Source organism: Stenotrophomonas sp. MH181796, from assembly GCF_009659995.1.
GTDB classification, from domain to species: domain Bacteria; phylum Pseudomonadota; class Gammaproteobacteria; order Xanthomonadales; family Xanthomonadaceae; genus Stenotrophomonas; species Stenotrophomonas riyadhensis.
This window is the reverse complement of record NZ_RAHU01000005.1, coordinates 292,477-316,218: the sequence shown is the minus strand read 5'-3', so window position 1 is coordinate 316,218 and position 23,742 is coordinate 292,477. Positions and strand designations below refer to the sequence as shown.

At 60.2% G+C, this 23,742-nt stretch carries 19 protein-coding genes, 1 tRNA gene and 1 pseudogene; 12 read left to right on the top strand and 9 right to left on the bottom strand.

What is annotated here, in order from left to right:
- Nucleotides 1-1,137: 1,137 nt before the first annotated feature.
- Nucleotides 1,138-3,126, top strand: coding sequence for a DUF3857 domain-containing protein (locus tag D5301_RS14415; protein ID WP_153856031.1), 1,989 nt, complete (start codon nt 1,138-1,140; stop codon nt 3,124-3,126).
- A 117-nt stretch (nt 3,127-3,243) separates the two neighbouring features.
- On the opposite strand, the pseudogene D5301_RS14410 reads toward D5301_RS14415, so the two are convergent.
- Nucleotides 3,244-4,400: pseudogene (locus D5301_RS14410) on the bottom strand (IS3 family transposase).
- Nucleotides 4,401-5,495: 1,095 nt separating this feature from the next.
- On the opposite strand from D5301_RS14410, the gene D5301_RS14405 reads away from it, so the two are divergent.
- On the top strand, nt 5,496-6,668 hold the full coding sequence (locus tag D5301_RS14405) for an integrase arm-type DNA-binding domain-containing protein (protein WP_081323743.1): 1,173 nt from the start codon (nt 5,496-5,498) through the stop codon (nt 6,666-6,668).
- A gap of 34 nt (nt 6,669-6,702) precedes the next feature.
- On the opposite strand, the gene D5301_RS14400 is transcribed toward D5301_RS14405, so the two are convergent.
- Both D5301_RS14400 and D5301_RS14395 read right to left on the bottom strand, forming a co-directional pair.
- Entirely contained in the window at nt 6,703-7,536 is an 834-nt protein-coding gene (locus D5301_RS14400; RefSeq protein WP_153856030.1) for a hypothetical protein, read from the bottom strand.
- Between the two features lie 167 nt (nt 7,537-7,703).
- On the bottom strand, nt 7,704-7,982 hold the full coding sequence (locus D5301_RS14395; protein ID WP_153856029.1) for a hypothetical protein: 279 nt from the start codon (nt 7,980-7,982) through the stop codon (nt 7,704-7,706).
- An 835-nt stretch (nt 7,983-8,817) separates the two neighbouring features.
- Between D5301_RS14395 and D5301_RS14390 the strand changes: the two genes are divergently transcribed.
- Complete coding sequence (locus D5301_RS14390; RefSeq protein ID WP_059064568.1) at nt 8,818-9,156, top strand: helix-turn-helix transcriptional regulator; 339 nt, start codon at nt 8,818-8,820, stop codon at nt 9,154-9,156.
- On the opposite strand, the gene D5301_RS14385 is transcribed toward D5301_RS14390, so the two are convergent.
- On the bottom strand, nt 9,146-9,712 hold the full coding sequence (locus D5301_RS14385; RefSeq protein WP_153856028.1) for a recombinase family protein: 567 nt from the start codon (nt 9,710-9,712) through the stop codon (nt 9,146-9,148). The genes D5301_RS14390 and D5301_RS14385 overlap by 11 nt on opposite strands.
- Nucleotides 9,713-9,888: 176 nt before the next feature.
- Between D5301_RS14385 and D5301_RS14380 the strand changes: the two genes are divergently transcribed.
- The 4 genes from D5301_RS14380 (at nt 9,889) to D5301_RS14365 (ending at nt 14,275) form a co-directional block, all read left to right on the top strand.
- A complete protein-coding gene (locus tag D5301_RS14380; protein WP_153856027.1) occupies nt 9,889-11,058 on the top strand; it encodes a protein phosphatase 2C domain-containing protein in 1,170 nt (389 codons plus the stop codon).
- A gap of 55 nt (nt 11,059-11,113) precedes the next feature.
- Complete coding sequence (locus D5301_RS14375; RefSeq protein WP_238582186.1) at nt 11,114-12,118, top strand: serine/threonine-protein kinase; 1,005 nt, start codon at nt 11,114-11,116, stop codon at nt 12,116-12,118.
- A complete protein-coding gene (locus D5301_RS14370; RefSeq protein ID WP_059064572.1) occupies nt 12,115-13,194 on the top strand; it encodes a serine/threonine-protein kinase in 1,080 nt (359 codons plus the stop codon). The genes D5301_RS14375 and D5301_RS14370 overlap by 4 nt, the downstream gene beginning before the upstream one ends.
- Before the next feature lie 148 nt (nt 13,195-13,342).
- A complete protein-coding gene (locus D5301_RS14365) occupies nt 13,343-14,275 on the top strand; it encodes a hypothetical protein (protein WP_153856026.1) in 933 nt (310 codons plus the stop codon).
- A 137-nt stretch (nt 14,276-14,412) separates the two neighbouring features.
- Here D5301_RS14365 and D5301_RS14360 read toward each other — a convergent pair whose 3' ends face one another.
- Both D5301_RS14360 and D5301_RS14350 read right to left on the bottom strand, forming a co-directional pair.
- Entirely contained in the window at nt 14,413-14,946 is a 534-nt protein-coding gene (locus tag D5301_RS14360) for a hypothetical protein (RefSeq protein WP_059064574.1), read from the bottom strand.
- 742 nt (nt 14,947-15,688) lie between these two features.
- Nucleotides 15,689-15,778 (bottom strand) — tRNA-Ser (locus D5301_RS14350).
- Nucleotides 15,779-15,902: 124 nt separating this feature from the next.
- On the opposite strand from D5301_RS14350, the gene D5301_RS14345 reads away from it, so the two are divergent.
- Nucleotides 15,903-16,976: a DUF4241 domain-containing protein gene (locus tag D5301_RS14345; protein WP_153856025.1), complete on the top strand. Its 1,074-nt coding sequence runs from the start codon at nt 15,903-15,905 to the stop codon at nt 16,974-16,976.
- A gap of 54 nt (nt 16,977-17,030) precedes the next feature.
- Here D5301_RS14345 and D5301_RS14340 read toward each other — a convergent pair whose 3' ends face one another.
- The gene (locus tag D5301_RS14340) at nt 17,031-18,023 is read right to left on the bottom strand and encodes a LysR family transcriptional regulator (protein ID WP_005410175.1); all 993 of its coding nucleotides are present in this window, start codon (nt 18,021-18,023) and stop codon (nt 17,031-17,033) included.
- A gap of 127 nt (nt 18,024-18,150) precedes the next feature.
- Here D5301_RS14340 and D5301_RS14335 point away from each other — a divergent pair, with 127 nt between their 5' ends.
- A complete protein-coding gene (locus D5301_RS14335) occupies nt 18,151-18,738 on the top strand; it encodes an NAD(P)H-dependent oxidoreductase (RefSeq protein ID WP_014037684.1) in 588 nt (195 codons plus the stop codon).
- Between the two features lie 136 nt (nt 18,739-18,874).
- Nucleotides 18,875-19,225: a ligand-binding protein SH3 gene (locus tag D5301_RS14330; protein ID WP_153856024.1), complete on the top strand. Its 351-nt coding sequence runs from the start codon at nt 18,875-18,877 to the stop codon at nt 19,223-19,225.
- Nucleotides 19,226-19,476: 251 nt separating this feature from the next.
- On the opposite strand, the gene serS is transcribed toward D5301_RS14330, so the two are convergent.
- Nucleotides 19,477-20,757: a serine--tRNA ligase gene (gene serS / locus D5301_RS14325; protein ID WP_032129791.1), complete on the bottom strand. Its 1,281-nt coding sequence runs from the start codon at nt 20,755-20,757 to the stop codon at nt 19,477-19,479.
- Between the two features lie 113 nt (nt 20,758-20,870).
- Here serS and D5301_RS14320 point away from each other — a divergent pair, with 113 nt between their 5' ends.
- Together D5301_RS14320 and D5301_RS14315 are read left to right on the top strand one after the other, a co-directional pair.
- Nucleotides 20,871-21,509 (top strand): energy transducer TonB, encoded by a 639-nt coding sequence (locus tag D5301_RS14320; protein WP_110712765.1) that lies wholly within the window; start codon nt 20,871-20,873, stop codon nt 21,507-21,509.
- A 119-nt stretch (nt 21,510-21,628) separates the two neighbouring features.
- Entirely contained in the window at nt 21,629-22,201 is a 573-nt protein-coding gene (locus D5301_RS14315) for an energy transducer TonB (protein ID WP_153856023.1), read from the top strand.
- Between the two features lie 196 nt (nt 22,202-22,397).
- On the opposite strand, the gene aroA is transcribed toward D5301_RS14315, so the two are convergent.
- A complete protein-coding gene (gene aroA, locus D5301_RS14310) occupies nt 22,398-23,705 on the bottom strand; it encodes a 3-phosphoshikimate 1-carboxyvinyltransferase (protein ID WP_110712767.1) in 1,308 nt (435 codons plus the stop codon).
- Nucleotides 23,706-23,742 lie beyond the last annotated feature (37 nt).

The window sequence follows — 23,742 nt, the reverse complement described above, 5'->3', positions numbered from 1 at the left end:
TACCATTGCGGATCATGCTGGTGGAATGAGATCCCCACAGAGGCGCAGCTTGGAATGGCTGATCTCACCAGGCAGATCGCGTCCGGCTGCGGTCAGGGATTGACGGGTGCGGCAGACGGCGGCATCAGTGGTGGCGCCGGCAGGCTCCACGGCCAAGACACAGCCCGACCGGCTGCATCAGGGAGGCTGCCGCTGGAACGATTCGCCGTAGCGGGCCAGCTCAGCACGCACAAAGCCGCGGCAAGCACGTGATCGCCTCAAGCTCGCGTTGAGGCCCCTCCTCTTCAGGAGATCATCTTTATCTCAATTTTGGCCGGCGGCAACCGTGTGAGTCCGTGATCGATGTTGTTAGCTGGTCCGACGGGCCCAGCCTGCCCATAGTAGAGCCCGGGAACTTCCGTCGCCCGACCCGTATCTCCGACAATGCCAATCCGTCCAAGCACAGCGCCCCGGCGGGCGCACGCGAAGCACCTCCTGTCAAACACGGACGCCCCTATCCACTTTCGCCTTCCCGGACATAGACCGATCCTGTGCAAGCGCCATCGTGATACATCCCTGAAGCTGCGCATCGGCCACGACAGGCAGGCTCGGGCGTTGCCCTCCATGCGACCAGCCTAGTCGGCATCTGCTCGCGCGCGCCGCTATCATCTTACGCCGTCGCTATGCGTCGCCCTGGTACTGTGGGTGGCGCACGATCGGCCGGTGCAGTGCGTGAATCACGAGACACTGGCAGTGCGACTGCGACACGACCATGAGGCCATCCGTACCGCGGCCGGCGCTGATCCCTCGGTGAGCACGCGCTCCGTCAAACGCCACACCAGCATCCGGCGCGTCGCCCACCCTTTTTTTTGAAAGGCATCCTTGATGACGCCATTCTCGAACAGCTGTACGGCCAGCAGCTTCTTCCCTGCAACAGCAGAGTGACTTGGTCAGAAGTCTGACCATAGGCACTCGCATCCAAGCGAATATGTATGAGCTGTCACAGCTTGGCCCTTGGCAGAAATTGTCGGTGAACTCCATCTAGATTCCACATCGGAGCGCCCAAGAATAGCTCCGCTAGCTCAATGGGCTGAAGAAATTAGAAAGAGTTAGGTGGAGTAGAGACCCTCTTTAGAGGAATTCTCTTAGGCGACCGCTATGTTTGGCTTCGAACTAATGACGAGGTCGCGTAGCACTATGGGAGTTTCCGTGTTCACTTTCACAAAGGCTCGCAGCCTAACGTTCTCTCATCCCTCAGCGGCAGGGCGCCCGAACGTCCTTGCAATCGGCCTGGGCCTGGCGCTTCTCAGCCCAGTATTGTCTGCCGCACCGCTCGCTGGCGAAGAAGGAGGACAGGAGGACGTCGAAGTACTCCGCTCACACCGAACAAAGGAATTCCGAGCGGACGGAAGCACTGTGTCAATGGACGAGCGGGTTCTGCTACTCCATACCCAAGCGGCTGTGGAGGCGATGAGTCAGGAATCCATCGATTACATTGAGGGACGCCAGTCGGTAGAGGTTCTCGAGGCATACGTACTAGATCCAGCAGGACAACGTCACGATGTGCCGAAGGAAAGCATCTACACACAACAGCAGCAAGCCGGCGCAGCACCGGCCAGTCACGCCGATGGTAAGGCCCGGGTGATCGTCTACCCGCGGCTGAGCAGGGGGGCGACGATCGTACTCAAGACGCGCTTTACCCAAATCAAGCCATTGTTTGAGGGCTACGCCGGTCTAATGGAGGTCTTCAGTCCTTACACCACTGTGCGGGATGCACGCGTCACGATCATTGCGCCGGAGTCGATAGCTATGAAGGTCCGGCTGCGAGACGCCGGCGGCCTTGACCACTCCCGAGCCGATGGTATGGAAAAATGGGTATGGGAACATCGTAATCAAACCCCGCTGGCGAAGCCTTCCGCGCAGCCGCCGGAGGGATCTTTCGGCCCAGCCATCCTGGCCAGCAACTTCGCCGAATGGGGACAAGTTGGGCGCGCCTACCATATCAAGGCCGCCGAAGCTGCAAGCGTTACTCCCGCCATTACCGCGTTGGCAGAACGCCTGACCGAGGGACTACAGGAGCCGCACGATCAGGCAGCAGCGCTGCATCGCTGGGTTACGGCCAATATCCGCTATGTCGCGGTGTACCTGAGTAATGGTGGATTGGAGCCCAATGCCGCCTCGCTGGTGTTGGACAGGCAGTACGGGGATTGCAAGGACAAAGTGGCACTACTTCAGGCACTTCTTGCTGCCAAGGGCATCGAAAGCACGCCGGTGCTGGTGGGCATGCGCACGGGGCCTGTTCTTCCCGCTCTTCCTGTGGTGGGTCATTTCGATCACGTCATCCTATACGTGCCGGCCCTCGACTTGTACACGGATCCAACGGCAGAGTTCTCTCGCTTCGGTGAGCTCCCGGGATCTGTGCGTGGGCGGCCAGTGGTACATGCAGCCGATGGCAGACTGGGCCGCACCCCTCCACTGGAAACCTCCAGCAATCGACAGACGAGTTACACCGAGTACCGGTACGCAGGCGATGGGAATGTGATTGCTTCGACCCGCTTTGATCCAGGTGCAGAACAGGAATCTCACATGCGTGGGGCCATTGCCGGGCTGCCGGCCCGAGAGCAGGTTGCGGTGGTGGCCAGGATGATTGTCGACGCAGGGATGGAGGGTGTTGGCAGAATGTCTTTTGACGCACAGCCGCAGGATCTGACGAAACCGCTTAACTTTTCGGTAACAGTCAACGCACTGCAGAATCTCGACTTCAGCCGCAGTGGTTCCAGCGCATTGCCGCAGGCCTTCGCTCTGAAATCGATCCGTGATGCCGTGCTTGAAACGCCGAAACCGGAGAACACCGCTCCATTCTGGTGCCTGCCAAAACTGCGCGAAGAGCGATACTCAATGCACTTCCCGGCAACTGTGAAGATCATGGAAATACCGGAAGACAGCACCTACACCAATGCGGCTGGCCGCTATAGTGTCCAGTGGCGTCAAAAGGATCAGACCGTCATAGCGGACCATCGCCTGGAAGAATACGCTGTACGTGGCTCTGAAGCACTCTGCGAAGCGGAGGACTATCCTGCATTCCGCGCCTTGTTCCAGCAGGTACGACGAGCCTTCGAAGCGCGTATCCAGTTCGCTCCACGCTAAGCGCCAGTTCTCCCATGCAGCTGCCGGCTCGACCGCCATTAGAAAGGGGCCGCCGAGCTAGGCTTTTTGCATTGGCGCCACTTGTGGCCGCCTAGTCACTAGTTGACCGGTCGGGTTCTACCCCGATATCACGGACGGTTCTAAAAGAGCTGCAACCTTCTGATCCTGCCTGGCGACCCTTCGCCGCATCCTTGGGTTGTGGCGTCGCTCGATGTAGTCAAACACATCCGCTCTTGCTGCATCCAGTGTCGGGTAGCTCGTTCGATAGACTCGCTCACGCTTGAGCAGCCCAAAAGAGCCTTCGCAGGCCGCGTTGTCGCCGCAATGCCCCACAGCGCTCATTGATCAGATCAGCCCGTTAGCCGCGAGATATCCTTGGTAGTCACCGCTGCGGAACTGACTGCCACGATCCGAATGCAGGATCACCTCATCGCTGCCTTGACGCTGCCAGACCGCCATCTGCACCGCCCGGATCACCATCTGGCGATCCTGTCGATCGTGCATTGACCAGCCCACAATGCGCTGGTCGTAAAGATCCAGCACGATGCACAGATACAGCTTGCCCTGCTGGGTCTTGATCTCGGTGATGTCCGTGACCCACTTGGTTTCCGGCTCCAGCGCGAGAAAATCGCGTTCAAGCAGGTTGACCACGCCCGGCGGCGTTACGGACGGGCTGCCACGCTTCCCGCGACGCTTCCGCCGGGGCCAGCCCTGCAGGCCGTCGGCCGCCATCAGGCGCGCGACCCGGTTCAGGCTGGCGATCTCGCCTTCCTCAGCCAAGTCTTCGCGCATGCGGCCAGCTCCCAGAGTACCCCGGTTGTCTTCATGCAGTTCGCGCATCCTTACCACCAGGCGCTCATTGTCGACCTGCCGGGCGCTCGCAGGGCGCTTACTCCACTCGTAGTAGCCGCTGGCCGATACCTTCAGGCACCGGCACATCAGCCGGATCGGAAACTCATCGCGGCAACGTTCGATCACCTGATACCTCAGGATGATCCCTTTGCAAAGAACGTCGCCGCTTCTCGCAAAAAATCCCGTTCCTTCTTCACCCGCGCCAATTCACGCTTGAGTCGAGCCAACTCTTCGTCCCGTGGCGTTCCGGCGCCGCCGAAAGCGGCCGCTTCTGGATTCTGCGCCTCGCGCTTCCAGCGGGTTAGCAGGCTGTCGCGAATTCCCAGCTCCCGGGCCACCTGGGCGCAGCTGATGCCGGGCTGGCTCGCCTGCTCAACCGCACCGCGCTTGAACTCGGCACTGAACTTCCTACGCTTTGACATGAACACTCCTCATGGCCTGAATCGGCCTTCTTGTAAGTGTCCGTGAAAACGGGGCTGAACCCGACCTTGAGACCATCCTCTAGAAGATATCGGCGCACGTCGCCCACGGAAGCCCGCATCCACGGCCAGTATGCACAGCGCGCTGGCCGTGATCCGCTCTCTGGCCATCTCGATGGTGCCACTACAATCCCGGCGCGAGGCTTTCGCCCGCGGTGACAGCTACTTGTTCAAAGTAAGGGATTTCGGAAGGGCCCCTAGACTCTCATACGAAGATTTCGCGGAAGCGGCTTGGGTCCACAGGTTCTACATCTGCATGATCGAACGCGGCGACAAGAACGTTGCGACCTACGGCCCAAGCAATCAAAGTCCCGCTCAGGAGACTTCTGGGCTAAGCAAGCTATTTGCGACAGCAGATGGTCCAAATGCAACGATTTATCTGCTCCAGGCTCGTGCGATCACCCGCCCAAGCTTCGCCGGGAGACGGCCGGAAGTACTAAGGGGCCGCTTTGCCTAAGAAGCGCCGTCAGCTGACGGCTTTACAGACTTCGCGACACGCAATGATGAAGCCGCGTCCGCCTCACCAACGCCTCCGACGATCTTGAGTAAGCGTAGCCAGGAAGTCGGCAGCTGCGCCCACAACCTCCCTCGCCGCTGAGCCTCCCCCGTGCCATGGGCAGAAATCAGGACCCCCTGATTGCCGACCGCGAGGGGCCATCGCAGACGTCACGAAGTCGCCTCAGACTGAGCAACGCAACTCTTGGAATGCCCCCGAAGCGTCGAACGAAGCCAGCCTCTGTCAGCCAGAGGTGGCGTCCAGATCTGTCCATGTATACCCAAGCGGGGGTGGCATACCAGCTGGCATACCGAATTTAGAGTCGAATGATTTTATTTTTCAAAATCAATGACTTACACGAAACGGTGGCGGAGAGAGTGTCATCCAAACCAGAATACAAATTTTATCCAGTCCGTCCACACAACTCACTTACAATCTTATAAATCAGACACTTGTAGGCCATGAAATACAAATAGAGTCTAGACCGTTCCCGCCCAGCCAGGCTATCATGTAGGGAACAAAGATGGGAACGAAATCAGGCAATGCTCACAGCGGTGGCAGTCAAAAACGCAGGCCCGGGCAGGCACAGTGACGGCGGCAACCTGTATCTGTACGTCAAGAAGGACAGTGGTCGTAAGACTTGGGTTTTCCGCTACCGAGACCGGCTCACGGGTAAGTTGAAGGACTTGGGACTAGGCTCGGTCAGAGATGTAAGCCTTGCGCGAGCGAGGCATCGCGCCCAGCAGCTCCGAGCTGAACTCGCGACAGGCATAGACCCATTGCGCGCAAAAAGAGACGCACTGAAAGCGGCGCGGCGCGGCCTGGCAAGACAAATAACCTTCGGAGAGTGTGCACTGCACTGCATTGCGACACATGAGCACGAATGGCGGAACGCAAAGCACAAAGCGCAATGGACCTCGACCCTCAAAACACACTGCGCCTCGATTCAGGACATACCCGTTTCAGAAATCAATGTGGACCATGTATACGAGGTGCTGAAGCAAATCTGGCTCGATAAGACCGAGACCGCGACCAGAGTCAGGGCACGAATGGAACGAGTCCTTGATTGGGCGAAGGCCAACAACTATCGCGAGGGCGACAACCCTGCTGCATGGCGCGGCAATCTTCGCAGCCTCCTTCCCTCCCCTGCGAAGGTAAAAAAGGTCGCACACAGACCTGCATTAGACTACACAGAAGTGCCAGCCCTGATGCGCGAGCTGGCGTCCAAGACTGACCTGTCCGCAGCCTGCCTGCGCCTCCAGATTCTTACAGCGACTCGTCCCGGCGAAGCTTCGGCCGCTCGATGGGAGGAGTTCAACTTGACCAATGGAATCTGGAAAATTCCAGGGTCACGCACGAAGACCGGAACGGAACACGCTATCCCCCTATCCGCCCAAGCCATTGCATTGCTGACCAGCCTTCCAACATCGGGGGACGCTTTCCTGTTTCCTGGGAAGCCAGGTAAGTCCATCACAACTGCGGCCTCCTTGAAACTCCTGAAGTCGCTAAGAGCGGGACAGACATGCCACGGCTTCCGAAGCTCCTTCAGAGATTGGGCCGCCGAGGCCACCCATCACAGTAGAGAAGCGGCAGAGCTATCGCTTGGACACGTCATCAAATCCAAGACCGAGGCAGCCTACTTCCGTTCTGATATGTTCAAAAAGCGAGTTCCCCTCATGCAAGACTGGGCGGACTACTGCCACGCCAAGCCGTAGCGGCTAGGCCAGGACCAGCGCAGCCCTGGCCAAGCTACCGCTGCCGCGCAAAGCGACCATTTGCGTAAGTCCATGCCTCCCTCCCCGGAAGGCTTCTCAGTACCGGCCTTCCGTTGCTGCTGTCCAAGTAGAAGTTGGTCCCTTTGAACTTCTTGGCGCTCTCAGTGTACCCAGGCAGCACATCACTACTCGCGTTGTGCCACCGGCCCCCTTCATACCGATAGACGCCCAGCTCATGCAAACCGGAGTTGCCTTCGTAGTACGTCACCAGCATGTTTGAGGCACCTCGCGGCAACCACATCTGCGTGCTCGCATCAAGCTCAGCGTAGCCATTGCCGGCATCTATACGCACGAAATCTGATGCCGACACACCTGCATAGCTTGGATGAGTTCCTAGTGCAGCGATGGCCTCGTGGATAGACGCGAATCCTCGCGAAGTGATGGAGCGGTCACAGTCACTGCCAAGTGCGGATGTCACACGATTCACCCGCACCTGCATGAGGCGAGCTTCAATGCGCTCGTCATACATTTCATCTTCCGGCAGCAACCTCACATTGGCGAGCACGACGGTAGCCGTTCCTTTTGCTACGTACTTGCACCCGGGCCTCTGGGCGGCCTGCACGACCCCAAGGAGCTTTGCGCCCTCCGAAGGGTTTGACAGGCAAAGAGCGCCGCCCCACTGTTGTAGCTGCGGATTCCGGGCTACAGAAGTCGCGTCCAGCTGGAAGCAGACATTGAGTCCCTCGTCCGTCTCCATTCGGGACGCATCGTGATATTCCCACTGGCCGGTGACGGTGAGATGGCTCTGTGCCTGGGAGCCAAGTGGAACGAATGCAAGGGACACCGCGATGGCAAACCGATTCAGCATGTGCTCTTTCCTTAAAGTGCAATGTCCGAAGAGATAAGGATTTTGGGTCTCTGAGAGCGCTACGCGGGATGTAGGGAGGAGTCCCTGTCTGCGCGAATCCACAAAACGCCAAACTTGTTGTCTCTGCAGCCTGGTTGTCGTGTGAACTTTTTCACCCCTTCTGCCATCTACAGAGCAAGCACGGAAGTGATGTCCCGCGCGCCGGGGTCGGCGATCAACTCCTGCACCCTATTGAACGCCGGAATGCTGTCCTTTACGTCAACACATACAAGGCTTTCGACCCCCTTCTCGTAGAAGATGGTGGCAACGCGCTCCTCTCCCGGCATCAGGGTAACGCCCATCATTGCGTGCACGTTCTTGGGCCTGCCCACCATGCGCTTTTGACCGTCAAAGCCCACACACTCCATGTTGGCCTCCCTGGGAGCGCTCATGTGATTGCGCATCACGCAGTTGAAGCTGACTGGTCCACGCCGTTCGCATGACACGGGTCTGACGAACCCGAATGAGACCATCTCACTCGGGCCAGTCATGGCCGTGAGCTGGTCACAGCCAGCGAGGAGAATGGGGAGTAATACAGTGCAGAGAGGGCGAACGACGCGCATGGTTCTCCTTTGATGCGGGGATTGTTGTAAGGAAGCGAGGCTTGGTTAGCGGCGTTGAAGGTCTGCTTCGCAGTTCGGGCAGGAATAGACTTCATGGCTTCCAGACATCGCCACGCCGCTGACCAACGCACCAACCACGAATGCAGCCACCACTCCGATACCGCCGAACAAGACAAATGCGACGCACGCTGCTGCGGCGGAGAGGAGCGTGCTTCCCCACCACGTTGCGTACCACGGCCTCCAACTAGATTTGATGCCCACGAGTCCGGTGTATCCGCATTCCAGACATGTCATTCCTGGGGCATGTCGTTGGTGCTTCTTCAAATTCATACGGACGTGTTCAGGCAACGCATACGTGGCGCTGGCGTCCGACCCACTCTCGTTCATAGCTGTCCCCTAGTCGAATGATTACCCCATCCCGGTCCAGCAAGCCCTGACTAACTCATAAGCACCTTACTAGCCTAGTCAGCAGCTCTAATTCCCTGCGGAGTAGGGCCTCGCGCGACATCCAAGTGCACCCTCCAGCGCGAACAAACAATTGCTCTGAACGCAACCGGGGTGTCTAGCATGTCCGCACGGACAAAGTATGGATTCTCCGAACCAATAGAGTCAAGCCACGCCGAACGACAGCGGTGCGGACACTCCATATTTTGTTTGCCTAGTCCAGCAGGCAGTCCAGATGAAGGGTTTTGGCGACAGATTGCGTGAGGCGCGAGCAGCCTCGGGGCTGACACAGGAGCAGCTTGGCTTCGCTATCGGGGTCACAAAGGCCTCGGTCTCGGCCTGGGAGAATGGACGCGAAACACCTGGCTTCCGCGTCCTTCTTGCCCTGCGGGCTGCGTTAGACCGCTCTTTGGATGAGCTGATTTGCGGGGAAACGAATGCCGTAACCGGGCCTGCGGCTGGAAAGGAAAACGAGCTGCGCGCCAACAATGCGCAGGAGGAGGCTCTACTAATTCGCTTTCGGGCGCTACGGGCCAGGAAGCGTGAGGCGCTTTTGGAACTACTTAAGCCTTAGGAGCGAGCCTCAGGGCACGGTACACGCTGCTCCTGCTGATGGAAAAGCGTTCAGCTAGTTGCTCGATGCTAAACCCTTCCTCGGCCCGAAGCGCTCGGATGCGCTCTTCCTGCTCACTGGTGAGTGCCTTCTTGCGACCAAACCGGGTGCCCTTCTGCTGAGCGAGTGCAATGCCATCTCGCTGGCGCTCGGCACGGATATCAGCCTCGAACTCTGCGAAGGCGCCTAGCAAGTTAAACATCAGCTTGCCTTCTGACGTGGTGGTATCCAGACCTTGGTCGAGCACCCGGAGACTGACACCCTTCCGCTTGAGTCGGTCGGCAATCTTGGCGAGGTCCAGCACTGACCGAGCCATGCGGTCCAAGCGACACACGACTAGCGTGTCCCCGTCGCGAAGGTACTCCAACGCCGCTTGTAGCTCCGGACGGTTGTCAGCCTGACGGCCAGAGCGCTTCTCTTGGTAGACCCGGCTGCAACCTGCCCTGTGCAGCTTGTCCAGTTGAACATCCAGCGATTGCCCTGCTGAACTTACCCGCGCGTAGCCGATGACTTGCATTCTTTGTCCCACAAGCTCTAGACGTTACGATAATACCATTCTGGAATGGGTTTTGAAACGCAGACTAGGCCGTCCCAAGTTGTATACCAATTGGGACACCCCACTCCAATCAACTACAAGCTGCGTAGGGTGGCGCGCCCAGTTATCATCGAACCATCCGCACTCCTAAGAGCGTCATGACTCCCTTCGAAGGCATGTTCTATCGTCAGCTTGCTGAATGGTTTTTGAGGCCACTCCCAACTGGAGGTGCCCGAGCGGCCGGCTCCCATCCCATAGGAATGGCCACGGATACGGGCCTTGTTAGGACTGAGAATCAGGACAGAGCGGCCACTTGTCGCGGATGCGACAGGTTCGGCAATCAATTCGTGCTGTCAATGGTGGCGGATGGCATCGGCGGCCTCCAATCAGGCGACCAGGCTGCGTCTGTCGCCTTAGCCGTCATTGCAGACTCCGTCTATCAATCAGCGCTCATAGCCAACACCAAGCCATCCGTGTGGCTCGAAAAGGCGCTGAAGGATGCTAACGCGCTTTTGAACCAACAGTTCAGAGGCAAGAGCGGCACCACTCTTACCGCAGTGCTACTCACCCAGGCCGGCAGGTCGTGCTGGGCAAGCGTCGGCGACAGCCGGCTTTACGAGTATTCTTCGAATAAGCTAACGCAGTGGTCGACCGATGATACGCTCGCCGGCATGCTCGGCATAGACAGAGAGGCCGCAGCTTCGGAGCAGACTATGCTCTTGCAGCATTTGGGAATCGGCCCAGAACTAGTCTTGAAAGTCCACGAGTTCGACAAAAGGGAAGCGCGGAAGCTTTTGCTCTGTAGCGATGGCGCGTACTTTGTCAGCCCTGACTCTCGCCTCTTCGCTCAGCTGCTCGAAACTGGAAAAGAGCTCCCGCCTGCGGTTGTCGCCCGCCGTATAGTTGAGATTTCGAAGTGGGCTGGGGGCCCGGATAATTCCACAGTGGTGCTTATGGGCTTACCGCTGGAGCTGGAAGCGCCCCGAGACGAAGAGCCTGGCATTCTGAATATCTGGGATTGCTTTGGTGAAGTAGCGTACTTTCTACCAATTGAGCCACGCCCTCAACTGAGCAAAGCCCAGTCTTCCTCTCTCAAGCCTGACCAACTGCCTCAGGAGCCCGCTGCAGATGCAACGCCTCCCCGGAAGGCTACCGACCTTAGGGAGGAAAGACTGTCGAGACCTAAACGAAATAGACGAAAGGCGACTCCAAAGAGCAAAGGTCAGCACTTGAAAGCGACTTCTTTGCGGGATGGCGATGAGATGAATGAAGATGAGGAAGCAGCATCTCAGGTGCAGCTAAGGTTCTCCCAGGACACGGACGACTAGGACTGACATGTTTCCAGAGCGATACAAAATCATCGATGGACCGCTGAATGGTGGAATGAGCTCTGTTTACTTGTGCAAGGACACCATCCTCGAACGAAACGTAGCAATCAAGGTTCTTCAGGAGGTGACAGAGAGCCGCCGCATGGCTGATGAAATCTCCGCGCTGTTGAAGCTTCGCTCTAAGCATGTGGTACAGGTACTGGACCTTCTTGAGGTGGGAGAAGGCCATGGCATCGTTCAAGAGTATGTTGAAGGGCACGACTTGTGCCATCTTCCCGCACTACCCACTGACGCTGAAGCGACCTACAAGCATCTGTGGCAGATTGCGGCAGGAATCGCGGACATTCATTTGGCGGGAGTAATACATCGCGATGTAAAGCCGAACAACATGAAGATTGACCCAGAAGGTGTCATCAAGATTTTTGACTTCGGCCTGGCGAGAGACCAGAACCGCAATTCCTCGACAATGGGCTTTGTTGGGACGTACGGATTCGCAGCACCAGAGCTATTTGATGCGCCCGCCACGTTTACATTTGCAGTCGATGTCTATGCGTTTGGTGCGACTGCCCTGCATGTTGTTGCGAAGGGCATTCCTGCCGCGTTGCGAACCCCAACACGGCCGACTGGCCTACCAGCGTTGTTCTTTGACCAGTTCAATTCTGGCCTCTCCGACGAGGTTCTTCGACTCTTAGAATCTTGCATGGATGTCAACCCCAATAGGCGGCCAACTATGCAGGTCGTTCGCGATGCTCTCGCCAGGCACCTTTTGCATGACCGGCATCAAGCGTTAGCAGTTTACCAAGGTCAGCCGCATCTGCTAACGAAGAGCAAGCGCAGCGTTACCGCAAGCTGGGCGAATGTTGCATCGGTCAAGATATCGTACGACGGATTTCGTTTCTTTGTGGCCGAGCTTTCAGGCGAGGTCTACATAAATTACGGCCTTGCGACCCAAGGGCAATCACTGCCCGAGTCATGTGTGGTTGCACTAGGTGCGCCAGAGCGCGGCGCTGCTCGGAAGTACATTACATTTGACCTTTCACACCCAGAGGTGGTCCTATGAACGACTTAATCAAGGATGGACAAGTCATAGGAGGGCGCTATAAGGTTGAACACTACCATGCGCAAGGCGGCATGCAGCTTGTCTATAAGGCTTACGACTCGCTGACGGGCCGGACAGTTGCACTAAAGACACCGAAGAATAACTCTGCGACCAAGCGCTTTAAGCGAAGCGCAGTTGTAGCTGCTCGAGTTAATCATCCAAACGTCGCAAAGACTTTGGACTACGTGAAAGAAGATGGCGTGCGCTTCCTCATTGAAGAGTTCATTGAAGGCGCAGATTTGTCTAAGGCGATACTGGAGCACACACCGTCGCTCGACCCTTACACTGCGGCCAGGCTGTTCCATCACCTAGCGAAAGGTGTTTCTGCCGCTCACCACGCAGGTGTTATCCATCGCGACCTGAAACCAACGAATGTGATGGTTTCGGATGACTACAACCTGAGCTCAGTAAAAGTCACGGATTTTGGTGTAGCAAAGTTGGCCGAAAGCGAACTTGAAGAGGCTGCAGCTGGCGGTGGCGAGACAATGCTCCTCTCAGACACCGCTGTGGGCGCACTTCCTTACATGTCGCCAGAAGCAATCGAAACGCCAAAGAAGGTGACAACGAAGGCCGATATCTGGTCACTAGGGGCCCTTGCGTTTCAGTTCGTGACGGGGGCCCTGCCATTTGGGAAAGGCCTAGCCGCCGTATCCAAAATTGTAGCCGGCGAGACAGTCGAGCTTCCCGCATTCGTATTGAGCAATCCACAGTTCAAGCCTCTTGCGGCACAGATTCTTGAATTGTCAGCCTCTTGTATGACCAAGGACCCCAATGCTCGGCCTGATGCCGATGAGCTGGTAATACTTTGCGGCAATCTTTGCTACAACGCCGCCCCCAGAGAGCAGGGGCACGTGAGGCACATTGCAGACCACAAGAAGTGGGGTTTCATCGCGGGACCAGGGGGTGATGTCTTCTTCCATGTGAGCTGCGTCTATGGCTCCCCATTGAAACTAGGGGACAAAGTCGTCTACACGAAGCACTTGAGCGGCGCTGCGGGAGCGGCCCCTCGCGCATATCCCGTCATCCGCTATTTCTGATGGACCTAGAGCAAACAACTAGATGAGCACACACAGCGCGTGGTAAAAAACCCCTGCCGCAACCAAGTCTAAAAGCAATGCAAGGATGGTTTGACGGCCTGGCGGACTTTGAAGCGCCTAATGCATATACGGATGGAGCGAGACGAGCATGGAGAGTTCATATCTTGAGCTGCACTACCATCTAGTTGGTGGTTCGCACTCCATGGATGCGAGCGTTCGCAACAAATGCGAGCGCGAGGCACTTTCGGTCATCTATGAGATTGCCAAATACCTCGACGTAAGCACCGTCGTCGAAAGCTATGCACATCAAGAAGGTGGGCTTCGGGATGTCTGGAAGGCGATAGGCCGCAATGACAAGCAACTAACCCTAATTGTCGCAATTTTTGCCATCCTTTTCTCTTGTTCGCCCAAAGAGGACGAGCAGCTTTCCAGTTTGGAGAAGGAGAAGAAGGAGCTGGAGATTCAGAAGCTAAGGCTAGAAATAAAGGCACTTAGCACTGAGGTCGACCCTGATGGTGCACTAGAGCGGCGCGCCCTTGATGTGGCCGACGCGTTGAACATGAGTGGACGAATAGCTGTACGGAGGTCGAACTTTTACAAGAACTTGGTTTCGTACGACAAAGTAACTGCGGTATCGTTCTCACCAAAGGCACGACTTGATTCGAACTCTATCGAGCCCACGGTAAACCGGTCGGTCTTCTCGGATTTCGTTCTGCACTCCGACAAGCTGCCCCCTGAGATTTATGAAGAAGCAGTAATTGAAATTTTCGCGCCCGTGCTAATTGACGCCAATCAACAGTGGCGCGGTTTCTTTAACGGCGCTGCCATTTCATTCGCCATGCTGGACCACTCCTTCAAGGCGGACGTTGTCGCAAAAAGGGTTAAATTTCAGCATGGAACCACTATACGATGTACGCTCAATGTAATTCGACGTTACAACGAGCTGGGAGAAGTGGTTGTGGCGGGATATACCGTCCCTACTGTGACAGAAGTCGCCGAAGGAGGCTCGTCTTACGTAGATACCAGTGAAGGCGTGCGGCGCAAGAGGAAGCCCAATCCTCACCAGCCTCCACTGCTCTAATTTAGGACTTTCAATCCCACTCGCTTTGTATTAGACAATATTAAGTCGAGGGCTGGGCATGTTTGCCCAACTCCAAAGACTTCAGCGATGTACAACCTTAACTTTCGCGCCCAGCAGGGAAGCAGTCTAGCCGCTAATCAAGCAGTCCGAATCTTGCGCGCAAAGTTCCAGAGCACAGGCTGGTGGTCGCTGCAGCACTGCTTCAATGAGTAGTTGACGTACGTCCTCATTTCGGCAGGCGTTGCAATCTCAATGAACCACCTGTCGCCATTTCGGTCGTAGACATGTGGGTCTCCGCATACTTCGCCTGCAGCAAGCCACTTCTCCCTAACCAGTTCCTTATGGTCTAGTGGATTTCCGGGAAGCTTGATGCAGCAATGGATATGAGTCCGCTCGATGGGGTCATAAGGAGCGCCGCTGCACAACGACCTCCCTGGATAACTTTCAACGACCGGAATCAAGGGCATCCTGTACGTGCATCTTTCCTTGTACAGGCTGCACCGGAGCGCGTGGAGGAAGCGACCAAAGGTCTTCTCAGCGTGGTGGTAGCTAACTGAGTCTTCAGACTTGAAGGTCAAGGTAACGAAGGCGTTGTAGTCGTCCTGCAGGAAATGACCTGCTAACCCCTTCTGCAGCTCGGTTTGTCGCGCTTCGTATTTCTGGTCTTCCATTGCGTTCCTCGCGGAGCATTGCGTTTCTGTGCTCTCGTGAGGTATTTGTATGGCTGCTTTACATTTCGCAAATAGGAAGAGGATGGCGAGGCCAGGCGGAAATCCACACCTAGGGCAAGTCCGAAATCAGGACACCAATCGAGCGAACCAAAAGCGGCGCCTACTGGCAGACAGTTACAGCATTGAGACTGGAGAATTGCTTTACAGGGCAATGCAAGAACAACCTGGGATGAGCCTGACTGAGTACGCGACTTGGCTCAATGCGCACGGCTGGCTGACACGCAGAGGGAAGCGGTGGACGGCCACCCAGGTCCGGCGGGTGTTCAAGAGGCTATCGCTAGTAAAGCGCCCATCCGTCGTTTAATGCGAGCCATTTCTGCGGCACTCCCGGTAAGGCCGGCTCAGCTACTGCGCTTCCGTTTCGGCTCTGCGACGTGCTAGCCCCAGGCGTTCTGGAAGCGCATGCACGCTAGCGACATACACGAAGGTCCGGTTACCCATCGGGAACGTCTCCAAGAGACCGTCACGAGCGTATTGGAATGCTCGCGTCCGCGAAATGCCATGAGCCTTGCAGACATCGACCAAGGGGCCGTAGGCGACTTCGAACGTAGTTGACTTCGTCATAACCACTCCCCTTCTTGGCTGCCCAATTGTAACCAGTGGAACGCTTAGGGAACAAAGTAGGGAACGACACGAAGCTCAACAAGATAAGCCCCTTCGTTCAATGACTTACCTGAAATCTTGGCGGAGAGAGTGGGATTCGAACCCACGGAAGGTTTAACCCTTCGCCGGTTTTCAAGACCGGTGCCTTAAACCGCTCGGCCATCTCTCCAATCGGGTCCCGGTTGCCCGGGCAGCGGCGTATTCTCGCACGTGAACGGCATTTGCCCAAGACCACCCTTGCCCCTGCCCTCCGCATCCGGCACGGTGGGGCCTCCACTGCAATCGGAGCCGCCATGGCCCATCTCGATCTGGCCAACCTGCGCACCACCCTGCTGGATGACACCCAGTTGGCTGCGGTGGCCCTGCACCGCACCTTCGCCGGGCACCTGCCGGTCAGCAGCGGGCACCTGGTGGTCTGCGATCCGCTGGTCCAGGCCGAGGCACCCGCGCTGGCTGACTACACTGCCCCGCTGGGCCGGCACTCGGTCGAAGTCATCGTGCATAGCGGCCGCCCGGCGCTGGCCGTGGTCTGGTTCAAGCCGCGCCAGTTGCTCACCGCGTCTGCCCTGCACTGGCAGATGGCGCGCTGGACCACGCAGGACCTGACTGGACTCGATGAGGACAGTTTCATCGGCTACCCGGTCGACGCCGGCATCGGCTGCTTCATGGATACAGACACCCAGCGGGCGCTGCTGACCCTGATCGAACAGGCCGATGGCGACGAAGACAACACGTGGTCGGATGCACTGATCGACCACGAGGGCCTCGATGAAGGCGCCGAGTACCGTCCGTGGGGCGAAGACTCACCACACGGCCTGGTCGTATTCACCAGTGGCTGGGGCGATGGCGTCTATCCCAGCTACTGGGCGCTGGATACGTCCGGCACTCCAGTCGCGCTGGTCACCGACTTCCTCTGCATCGAGGGCGGTGATGGGCGCGACGAGCGCGAGATCGCCGATCAGGCCTACCGGGACAACCTGCCACCTGCGGAAGCCGAGGCGCTGGCCAGGCTGGTAGCTGCCGTGGAACGGGACGACGTAGAGGCACTGCGCCCCCTGCTGAAGGACGCGCCGCAGCGCGCCAACCAGATCGAGCCGGGCTGTGGCGGCACCGCAATGTTCGAGGCGATCCGCCTGGACCGTCCGCAGGCATTGCGGGTGCTGCTGCAGGGAGGTGCATTGCCGGCGATGCCCGAGCGCCTGCACATGAGCAAGGTCACCAGCTACCTGGACTACGCGCGGTTCCTGAAGAAGCCACGCAGCGCAGAGTTGATGGCGGTGCTGGAAGCGCCCGTCGTTGCAGCCGAACCGCCACCGGCCGCGCCGCGACGCCGCAGCTTCTGGGACCGGCTGTTCGGCCGGAAGTGATCGGCGCCGGAAAACAACAACGCCGGGCATGGCCCGGCGCTACCGTCAGCTCTCTCAGCCGGCATCCACCGCCAGCGCACCCAGTGCACTGGCCTTGATCCGCTCCTTGGCCTTTTCACAGGCGCCACCGCAATCCAGGCGCGAGGCCTCCAGCTGCGGCGGCAGGTGCTCGGCCAGGAAGTCGATGAACACGCGTACCGCCGGCAGCAGGCCGCGGCGCGAGGCGAACACGGCATGGCACACGCCCTGCGGCAGCGACCAGTCCGGCAGCACCACTTCCAGCTCGCCGTTGCGCACGGCGTCGGCGCAGACGGTTTCCGGCAGCATGGTGATGCCGAAACCGTCCTTCACCATGCTCTGCAGCAGCGGGAAGTCGAAACCGGCCACGCGCGGCTGCAGGTCGACCCGGCGCACTTCGCCTTCCGGGCCATGCAGCTCCCAGCGCTGGCGCGCTTCGTCTTCGCTGATGCTCAGGGTGACGTGCTGGGTCAGCTCTTCCGGGTCCTTCGGGCGGCCGGCGCGGTCCAGGTACTTCGGGCTGGCTACCAGCAGTTCCTGCACCTGGCCGAAGCTGCGCATCACCAGGCTGCCGTCGTCGTCCAGGCGCGAACGCACGCGCAGGGCCACGTCGTAGCCTTCATTGATGATGTCCACGCGGCGGTTGCTGATGTTCAACTGCAGGCGCACCTTCGGGTACTGCTCAAGGAACTTGGGCAGCAGCTTGGGCAGCTGCATCTGCGCCAGCGACACCGGCACGCTGGCGCGCACTACGCCGCGCGGTTCGGCGCTGAGGCGGTCCACCACTTCGCGGGCGGCCTGTGCTTCGGCCAGCATCGTCTGCGCATGGCGGTGCACGCTGGTGCCCACGTCGGTAACGGCAAAACGACGCGTGGAGCGCTGCAGCAGGCGCACGCCCAGGTCGGTTTCCAGCTGGCTGATGCGGCGGCTCAGTCGCGACTTGGGAATGCCCAGCGCGCGCTCGGCGGCGGCGAACCCGCCGTGGTCGACCACCATCGCGAAGTAGTACAGATCATTCAGGTCATGCATGCCCGAGTTCCATATCTAGAACAATACGTGGCATTCAATCACCTTTATTCCGTCTTTGCAACAACCTATCGTTCTCTCCGTCGGCGGGGCCACCCCGCCCCTTCCTCCCAGAACATAGGTGACTGCCATGAAGCTTCTGCATCTCGACGCCAGCGTGCTTGGCGACAACTCCGTCTCGCGCCAGCTGTCGGCCGCCGTGGTCGCCCGCTTCACGGGCCAGATCGACGGCCTGCAGGTCGATTATCGCGATCTTGACGCCAATCCGGTACCGCATCTGCGCAGCAGCTCGCTGGCCAAGACCGATGCCGCCGAGGCGACCGACGCTGAACAGGTGATGCAGCAGTTCCTGGAGGCCGACATCGTGGTGATCGGCGCGCCGATGTACAACTTCAGCATTCCGTCCACGCTGAAGGCCTGGATCGACCGCGTGGCCGTGGCCGGCCGCACCTTCAAGTACACCGAGAACGGCCCGGTGGGCCTGGCCGGTGGCAAGCGGGTGATCATCGCCAGCAGCCGCGGCGGCATCTACACCGACTCGCCGGCCGACTTCCAGGAGCCGTTCCTGCGCCAGGTGTTCGCCTTCATGGGCATCAACGAAGTCGAATTCGTGCGTGCCGAAGGCATCGCCTACTCGCCGCAGCACCGTGAAGACGCCATTGCCGGCGCGCTGGCAGCACTGCCGTCGCACGCAGCGGATGAAGCCGTCGCTGCGTAACGCGTTCCAACGTTCAGCGCCCCTCTCTCCTCGTCTGGGCGCTGAACGCGGGCCGGGATCCCCTCCCCCATCCCGGCCCACCCTGGCGGCCCCGCTTTGCGGGGCCGTTTTCTTTTGGACGCGCTAGGCTTGCGGCATGGACTACATCGTGACGACTGCGCACCGCAGCGAGTTTCCGCACCCGATCACCCTACGCCGCGGGCAGGCGCTGGTGGTGGGCGAATGTTATGAAGGCCCCGAGGGCTGGGATGACTGGTTCCTGTGCGAAGCCGAGGGCCAGCAGCCCGGATTCGTGCCGGCGCCGGTGATCGGCCGCGATGCGCAGGGTGGCGCGTTTGCCACGGAAGATTACTGCGCGCGGGAACTGGATGTGGATCCCGGGCAGGTGCTGCGCGGGCAGCGCACGCTCAATGGCTGGGCGTGGTGCGTGCCGGAGACGGGCGAACCGGGCTGGGTGCCGTTGGAGAAGCTGCGGGTTGTGGGGTGATTGCGCGGTACATCCACGCATGGCGTGGATGTACCCCGCATTGTAGGTCCACGCCATGCGTGGATTCGGTGCCATGCAAGCATGGCACCCACCAGAGCCAGAGCAGTGCCGTGCAAGCATGGCACCCACCAAAGCCAGAGCAGTGCCGTGCAAGCATGGCACCCACCAGAGCCAAAGCAGTGCCATGCAAGCATGGCACCCACCAGAGCCAAAGCAGTGCCATGCAAGCATGGCACCTACCCCATCGACTATCAGCCGATGGTTTCCAAGCCACCCATGTACGGGCGCAGCGCTTCCGGTACGGTGATGCTGCCGTCGGCGTTCTGGTAGTTCTCCATCACCGCGATCATCGCGCGGCCCACCGCCACGCCCGAACCGTTCAAGGTATGCGCCAGTTCCGGTTTGCCAGTGGCCGGGTTGCGCCAGCGGGCCTGCATGCGGCGGGCCTGGAAATCACCACAGTTCGAGCACGAGGAGATTTCGCGGTACGTCTCCTGCGACGGCAGCCAGACTTCCAGATCGTAGGTCTTCACCGCCGAGAAGCCCATGTCGCCGGTGCACAGCAGCACCTTGCGGTACGGCAGGCCCAGCTTTTCCAGCACCACTTCGGCGCAACGGGTCATGCGCTGGTGTTCGGCGTCGCTGTCCTCCGGGCGGCTGATCGAGACCAGCTCGACCTTCTCGAACTGATGCTGGCGGATCATGCCGCGCACGTCGCGGCCACCGCTGCCGGCCTCGGCACGGAAGCACATCGAGTGGGCGGTCATGCGCAGCGGCAGGCGTTCGGCATCGACGATCTCATCGCGCACGATGTTGGTCAGCGGTACTTCCGAGGTCGGGATCAGGTAACGCGTGGAATCACCCACGGCGGTCTTGAACAGGTCGTCCTCGAACTTCGGCAGCTGGCTGGTGCCGCGCAGCGAATCGGCGTTGACCAGCAGCGGCACGTTGGTTTCCTCGTAGCCGTGCTCACCGGTGTGCAGGTCGACCATGAACTGGGCCAGGGCGCGGTGCAGGCGCGCAATCGGGCCGCGCAGCACGGTGAAGCGCGAACCGGACAGCTTGGCGGCGGTTTCGCCGTCCAGCCAACCGTTGCGGGCGCCCAGTTCGACGTGATCGAGCACCTTGAAGTCGAACTGGCGCGGGGTTCCCCAGCGCGCCTGCTCGACGTTGTCGTTCTCGTCGGCACCGGCCGGCACGTCATCGGCCGGCAGGTTCGGAATGCCCATCGAAATGGCATCGATCTTCTCGCGCAGCTCGTCCAGCGCCACTTCCGAAGCCTTCAGCTCGTCGGCGAAGGCAGCGACCTCGGCCATGATGGCCGACACGTCCTCGCCCTTCGCCTTGGCCTGGCCGATGGCCTTGGAACGGCTGTTACGCAGGCTCTGCAGCTCCTGGGTCCGCACCTGGATGCGCTTGCGATCGGCCTCCAGGGACTCCAGGGCAGACACGTCGAGCTCGAAGCCGCGGCTGGTGCGCAGGCGTTCGGCGAGGTCGGCGGGCTGGTGGCGGAGCAGGGCTGGATCAAGCATGGCAGGTGTCGTGGTGGGTATCAGGGATGGGATTATCGCTTGTTATACGGATTTCTGCCGCCCGGTTCATTCCCGGCGTGGCAGAATCGGGCTATTCCGTACTGGTCCGGTCCATGTCTGCACCCCGCTCGTCGTCCGCCAAGTCGTTCACTGTGCATATCCCGCGCAACGCCCTGAAGATCGCCGGCATCGCCTTCGGCGTGGGCATGCTGCTGTTCGTGCTGGTCTGGCTGACCGGCCGTGACAAGGAGTTCTTCCGCGCCGACCCGGCCGCACAGACCCCGCAGGAAACCGCCCAGGTCGAGCCCCTGCCGGAACCCTTGGCCGCTGCAGCCGGTTCCAGCGACATGCCTGACGCCAAGCCGGCACCGGTGGAGGAAGAAGCGCCGAAGCTGGTCGAAACCGCTCCGCCGCCACCCGCCCCGATCGCCGAGCCGGCCCCGGCCGCCCCGGGCGCGGCGCCGGCCGCGACCGGCAACAGCCAGCCGATGCCGATTGCTGGCCAGTCACCGCCGCCGTCATACCCCGCCGCCGCCCTGCGCGCAGGTGAAACCGGCACGGTGGTGGTACGCGTGGATGTGGATGCCACCGGCTACCCGAACAACGCCACAGTGATCCAGCGCAGCGGCTCACGCGAGCTCGACCGTGCCGCCACCGATGCCGTGCGCCGCTGGCGCTTCACCCCGGCGCAGAGCAATGGCCAGGCCGTGCCCGGCAGCATTGAAGTACCGTTCGACTTCAAGACGCAGTAACTGAACGCTTCCCGGCAGGCAAACTGAACCCTGCCGGTGGCGTTGACGCAACGCTGACACTTCTCGTCCATGGCTCGGGCAACACTTCCCACGTCGTCAGTTGACGGAAGGAGTTTGCGATGACTGCCACCACCCACGAAGACCTTCATTCGCCGCAGCTGCAGCAGGATTCGAGCGTGCAGCACAAGCCCACGTCGCCCTGGATGTGGATCGCGCTGATCGTGGCGATGTTTGCAGCCGCCCTGCTGTGGCTGCGCCATTCCAACCAGGAGGATGTGGCGCCGGCACCGGTCGGTGAGCGCATGTTGCCCGCCCCTGAGCAGGCTGCGGCGACCGATGCAGCAGCACCTGCAACGCGCCAGGCTGCACCAGCCTCCCGCCAGCACAAGGCCGCACCGGCGATACGCAATCGCGAAGCGCGCCCGCTGGCCAGCAACCGCATGCCCACCTACCCCGCTGCCGCACTGCGCAGTGGCGTGCAGGGCAGCGTGATCGCCAGCCTGAATGTCGATACCCGTGGCAATGTCGCCAACGCTGCGATCGTTTCGCGCAGCGGCGAGCGCAGCCGCGACCTGGATCGTGCGGTGCTCAGCACCGTGCAGAACTGGAAGTTCCAGCCGGCGATGCAGGAAGGCCGTGCAGTAGCAAGCGTGGTGCGGGTCCCGGTGGATTTCCGCACCGAGCAGCGTTGATCGCGGACGAGGGGTTCGTGATGTTTCGACGGAGGCTTCGGCCTCCGTCCTTTTATGCGGAGAAGCGTGCCGACCAAGGTCGGCACCTACCGGGTGATGTGAGCGTGCCAACCAAGGTTGGCACCTACCGGGCGATATGAGCGTGCCAACCGAGGTTGGCACCCACCGGGTTGCGTCATCCGCCGGGCGTGGCCTTTCAGGCCAGATTGAACCCGGCGCTGCGCGCCAGGCCATCGAAGTCCGGGAAGGACGTAGCGACGTTGGCGATATCGTTGATGCGCACTTCGCCGTCACTGATCTGGCCGGCGATGGCGAAGGCCATGGCGATGCGATGGTCACCGTGGCTTTCGATGGTGCCGCTGCCCAGGCGCACACCGCCGTGCAGGGTGGCACCGTCTTCGGTTTCGTCCACCTGCATGCCCAGCGCGCGCAGGCCGGTGGCCATCGCGGCAAGGCGGTCGGATTCCTTCACCCGCAGCTCGGCCGCACCGCTCACCACGGTCTGGCCTTCGGCGGCGGCGGCGGCCACGAACAGCGCCGGGAACTCGTCGATCATGTCCGGCACCAGTGCTTCCGGAATGCGTGCCCCCTTCAGCGGAGCGTAGCGCACCACCAGATCCGCCACCGGTTCACCGCCCTGCTCGGCCGGATTCTCTTCGGTGATGTCCGCACCCATCAAGCGCAGCGCGTGCAGCAGGCCGGTGCGGCGCGGGTTCAGGCCGACCTGCTTCAGGCGCAGCTCGGAGCCGGGAATGATGCTGGCCGCAACCAGATAGAACGCGGCCGAGGAGAAGTCGGCCGGCACCACGATGTCAGTAGCGCGCAGGCGCTGACCACCACGCAGGCGTGCCTTGCCGGGCGAGAATTCGATGTCCACGCCGAACGCGGACAGCATGCGCTCGGTGTAGTCGCGGGTCGGGTGCGGTTCGGTCACCTGGGTTTCGCCCTGCGCGTACAAGCCGGCCAGCAGTACCGCCGACTTGATCTGCGCACTGGCCACCGGCGAGGCGAAGTCGATGCCGTGCAGCGATTGCCCGCCATGCACGTGCAGCGGCGGCGTCCCGTCGTCCTGGGTGTCGATCTTCGCGCCCATCTGCGACAGCGGGCCGGTGACACGGCGCATCGGGCGGCCGGACAGCGACTCATCGCCGATCAGCGTGCAGTCGAACGCCTGGCCCGCCAGCAGGCCGGCCAACAGGCGCATGCCGGTACCGGCGTTGCCGCAGTCCAGCGGCGCATCCGGCGCCTTCAGGCCGTCGATGCCGACGCCGTGCACGATGCGCTGCGACGGGCTGGGGGTTTCGATGCGCACGCCCAGCTGGCCGAAGATGCGCGCAGTGGCGCGGGTGTCTTCGCCTTCCAGGAAACCTTCGATATGCGAGGTGCCATCGGCCAGCGCGGCGAACATCACCGAGCGGTGCGAGACCGACTTGTCGCCGGGAATGGTCAGGCTGCCCTGCAGCGGCTGGCCCTTGCGGGCGATCCAGTGTTGCGCGTTGCTCATCGTTCGATCATTCCGTAAACGCCAGCAGCGCCGGCGA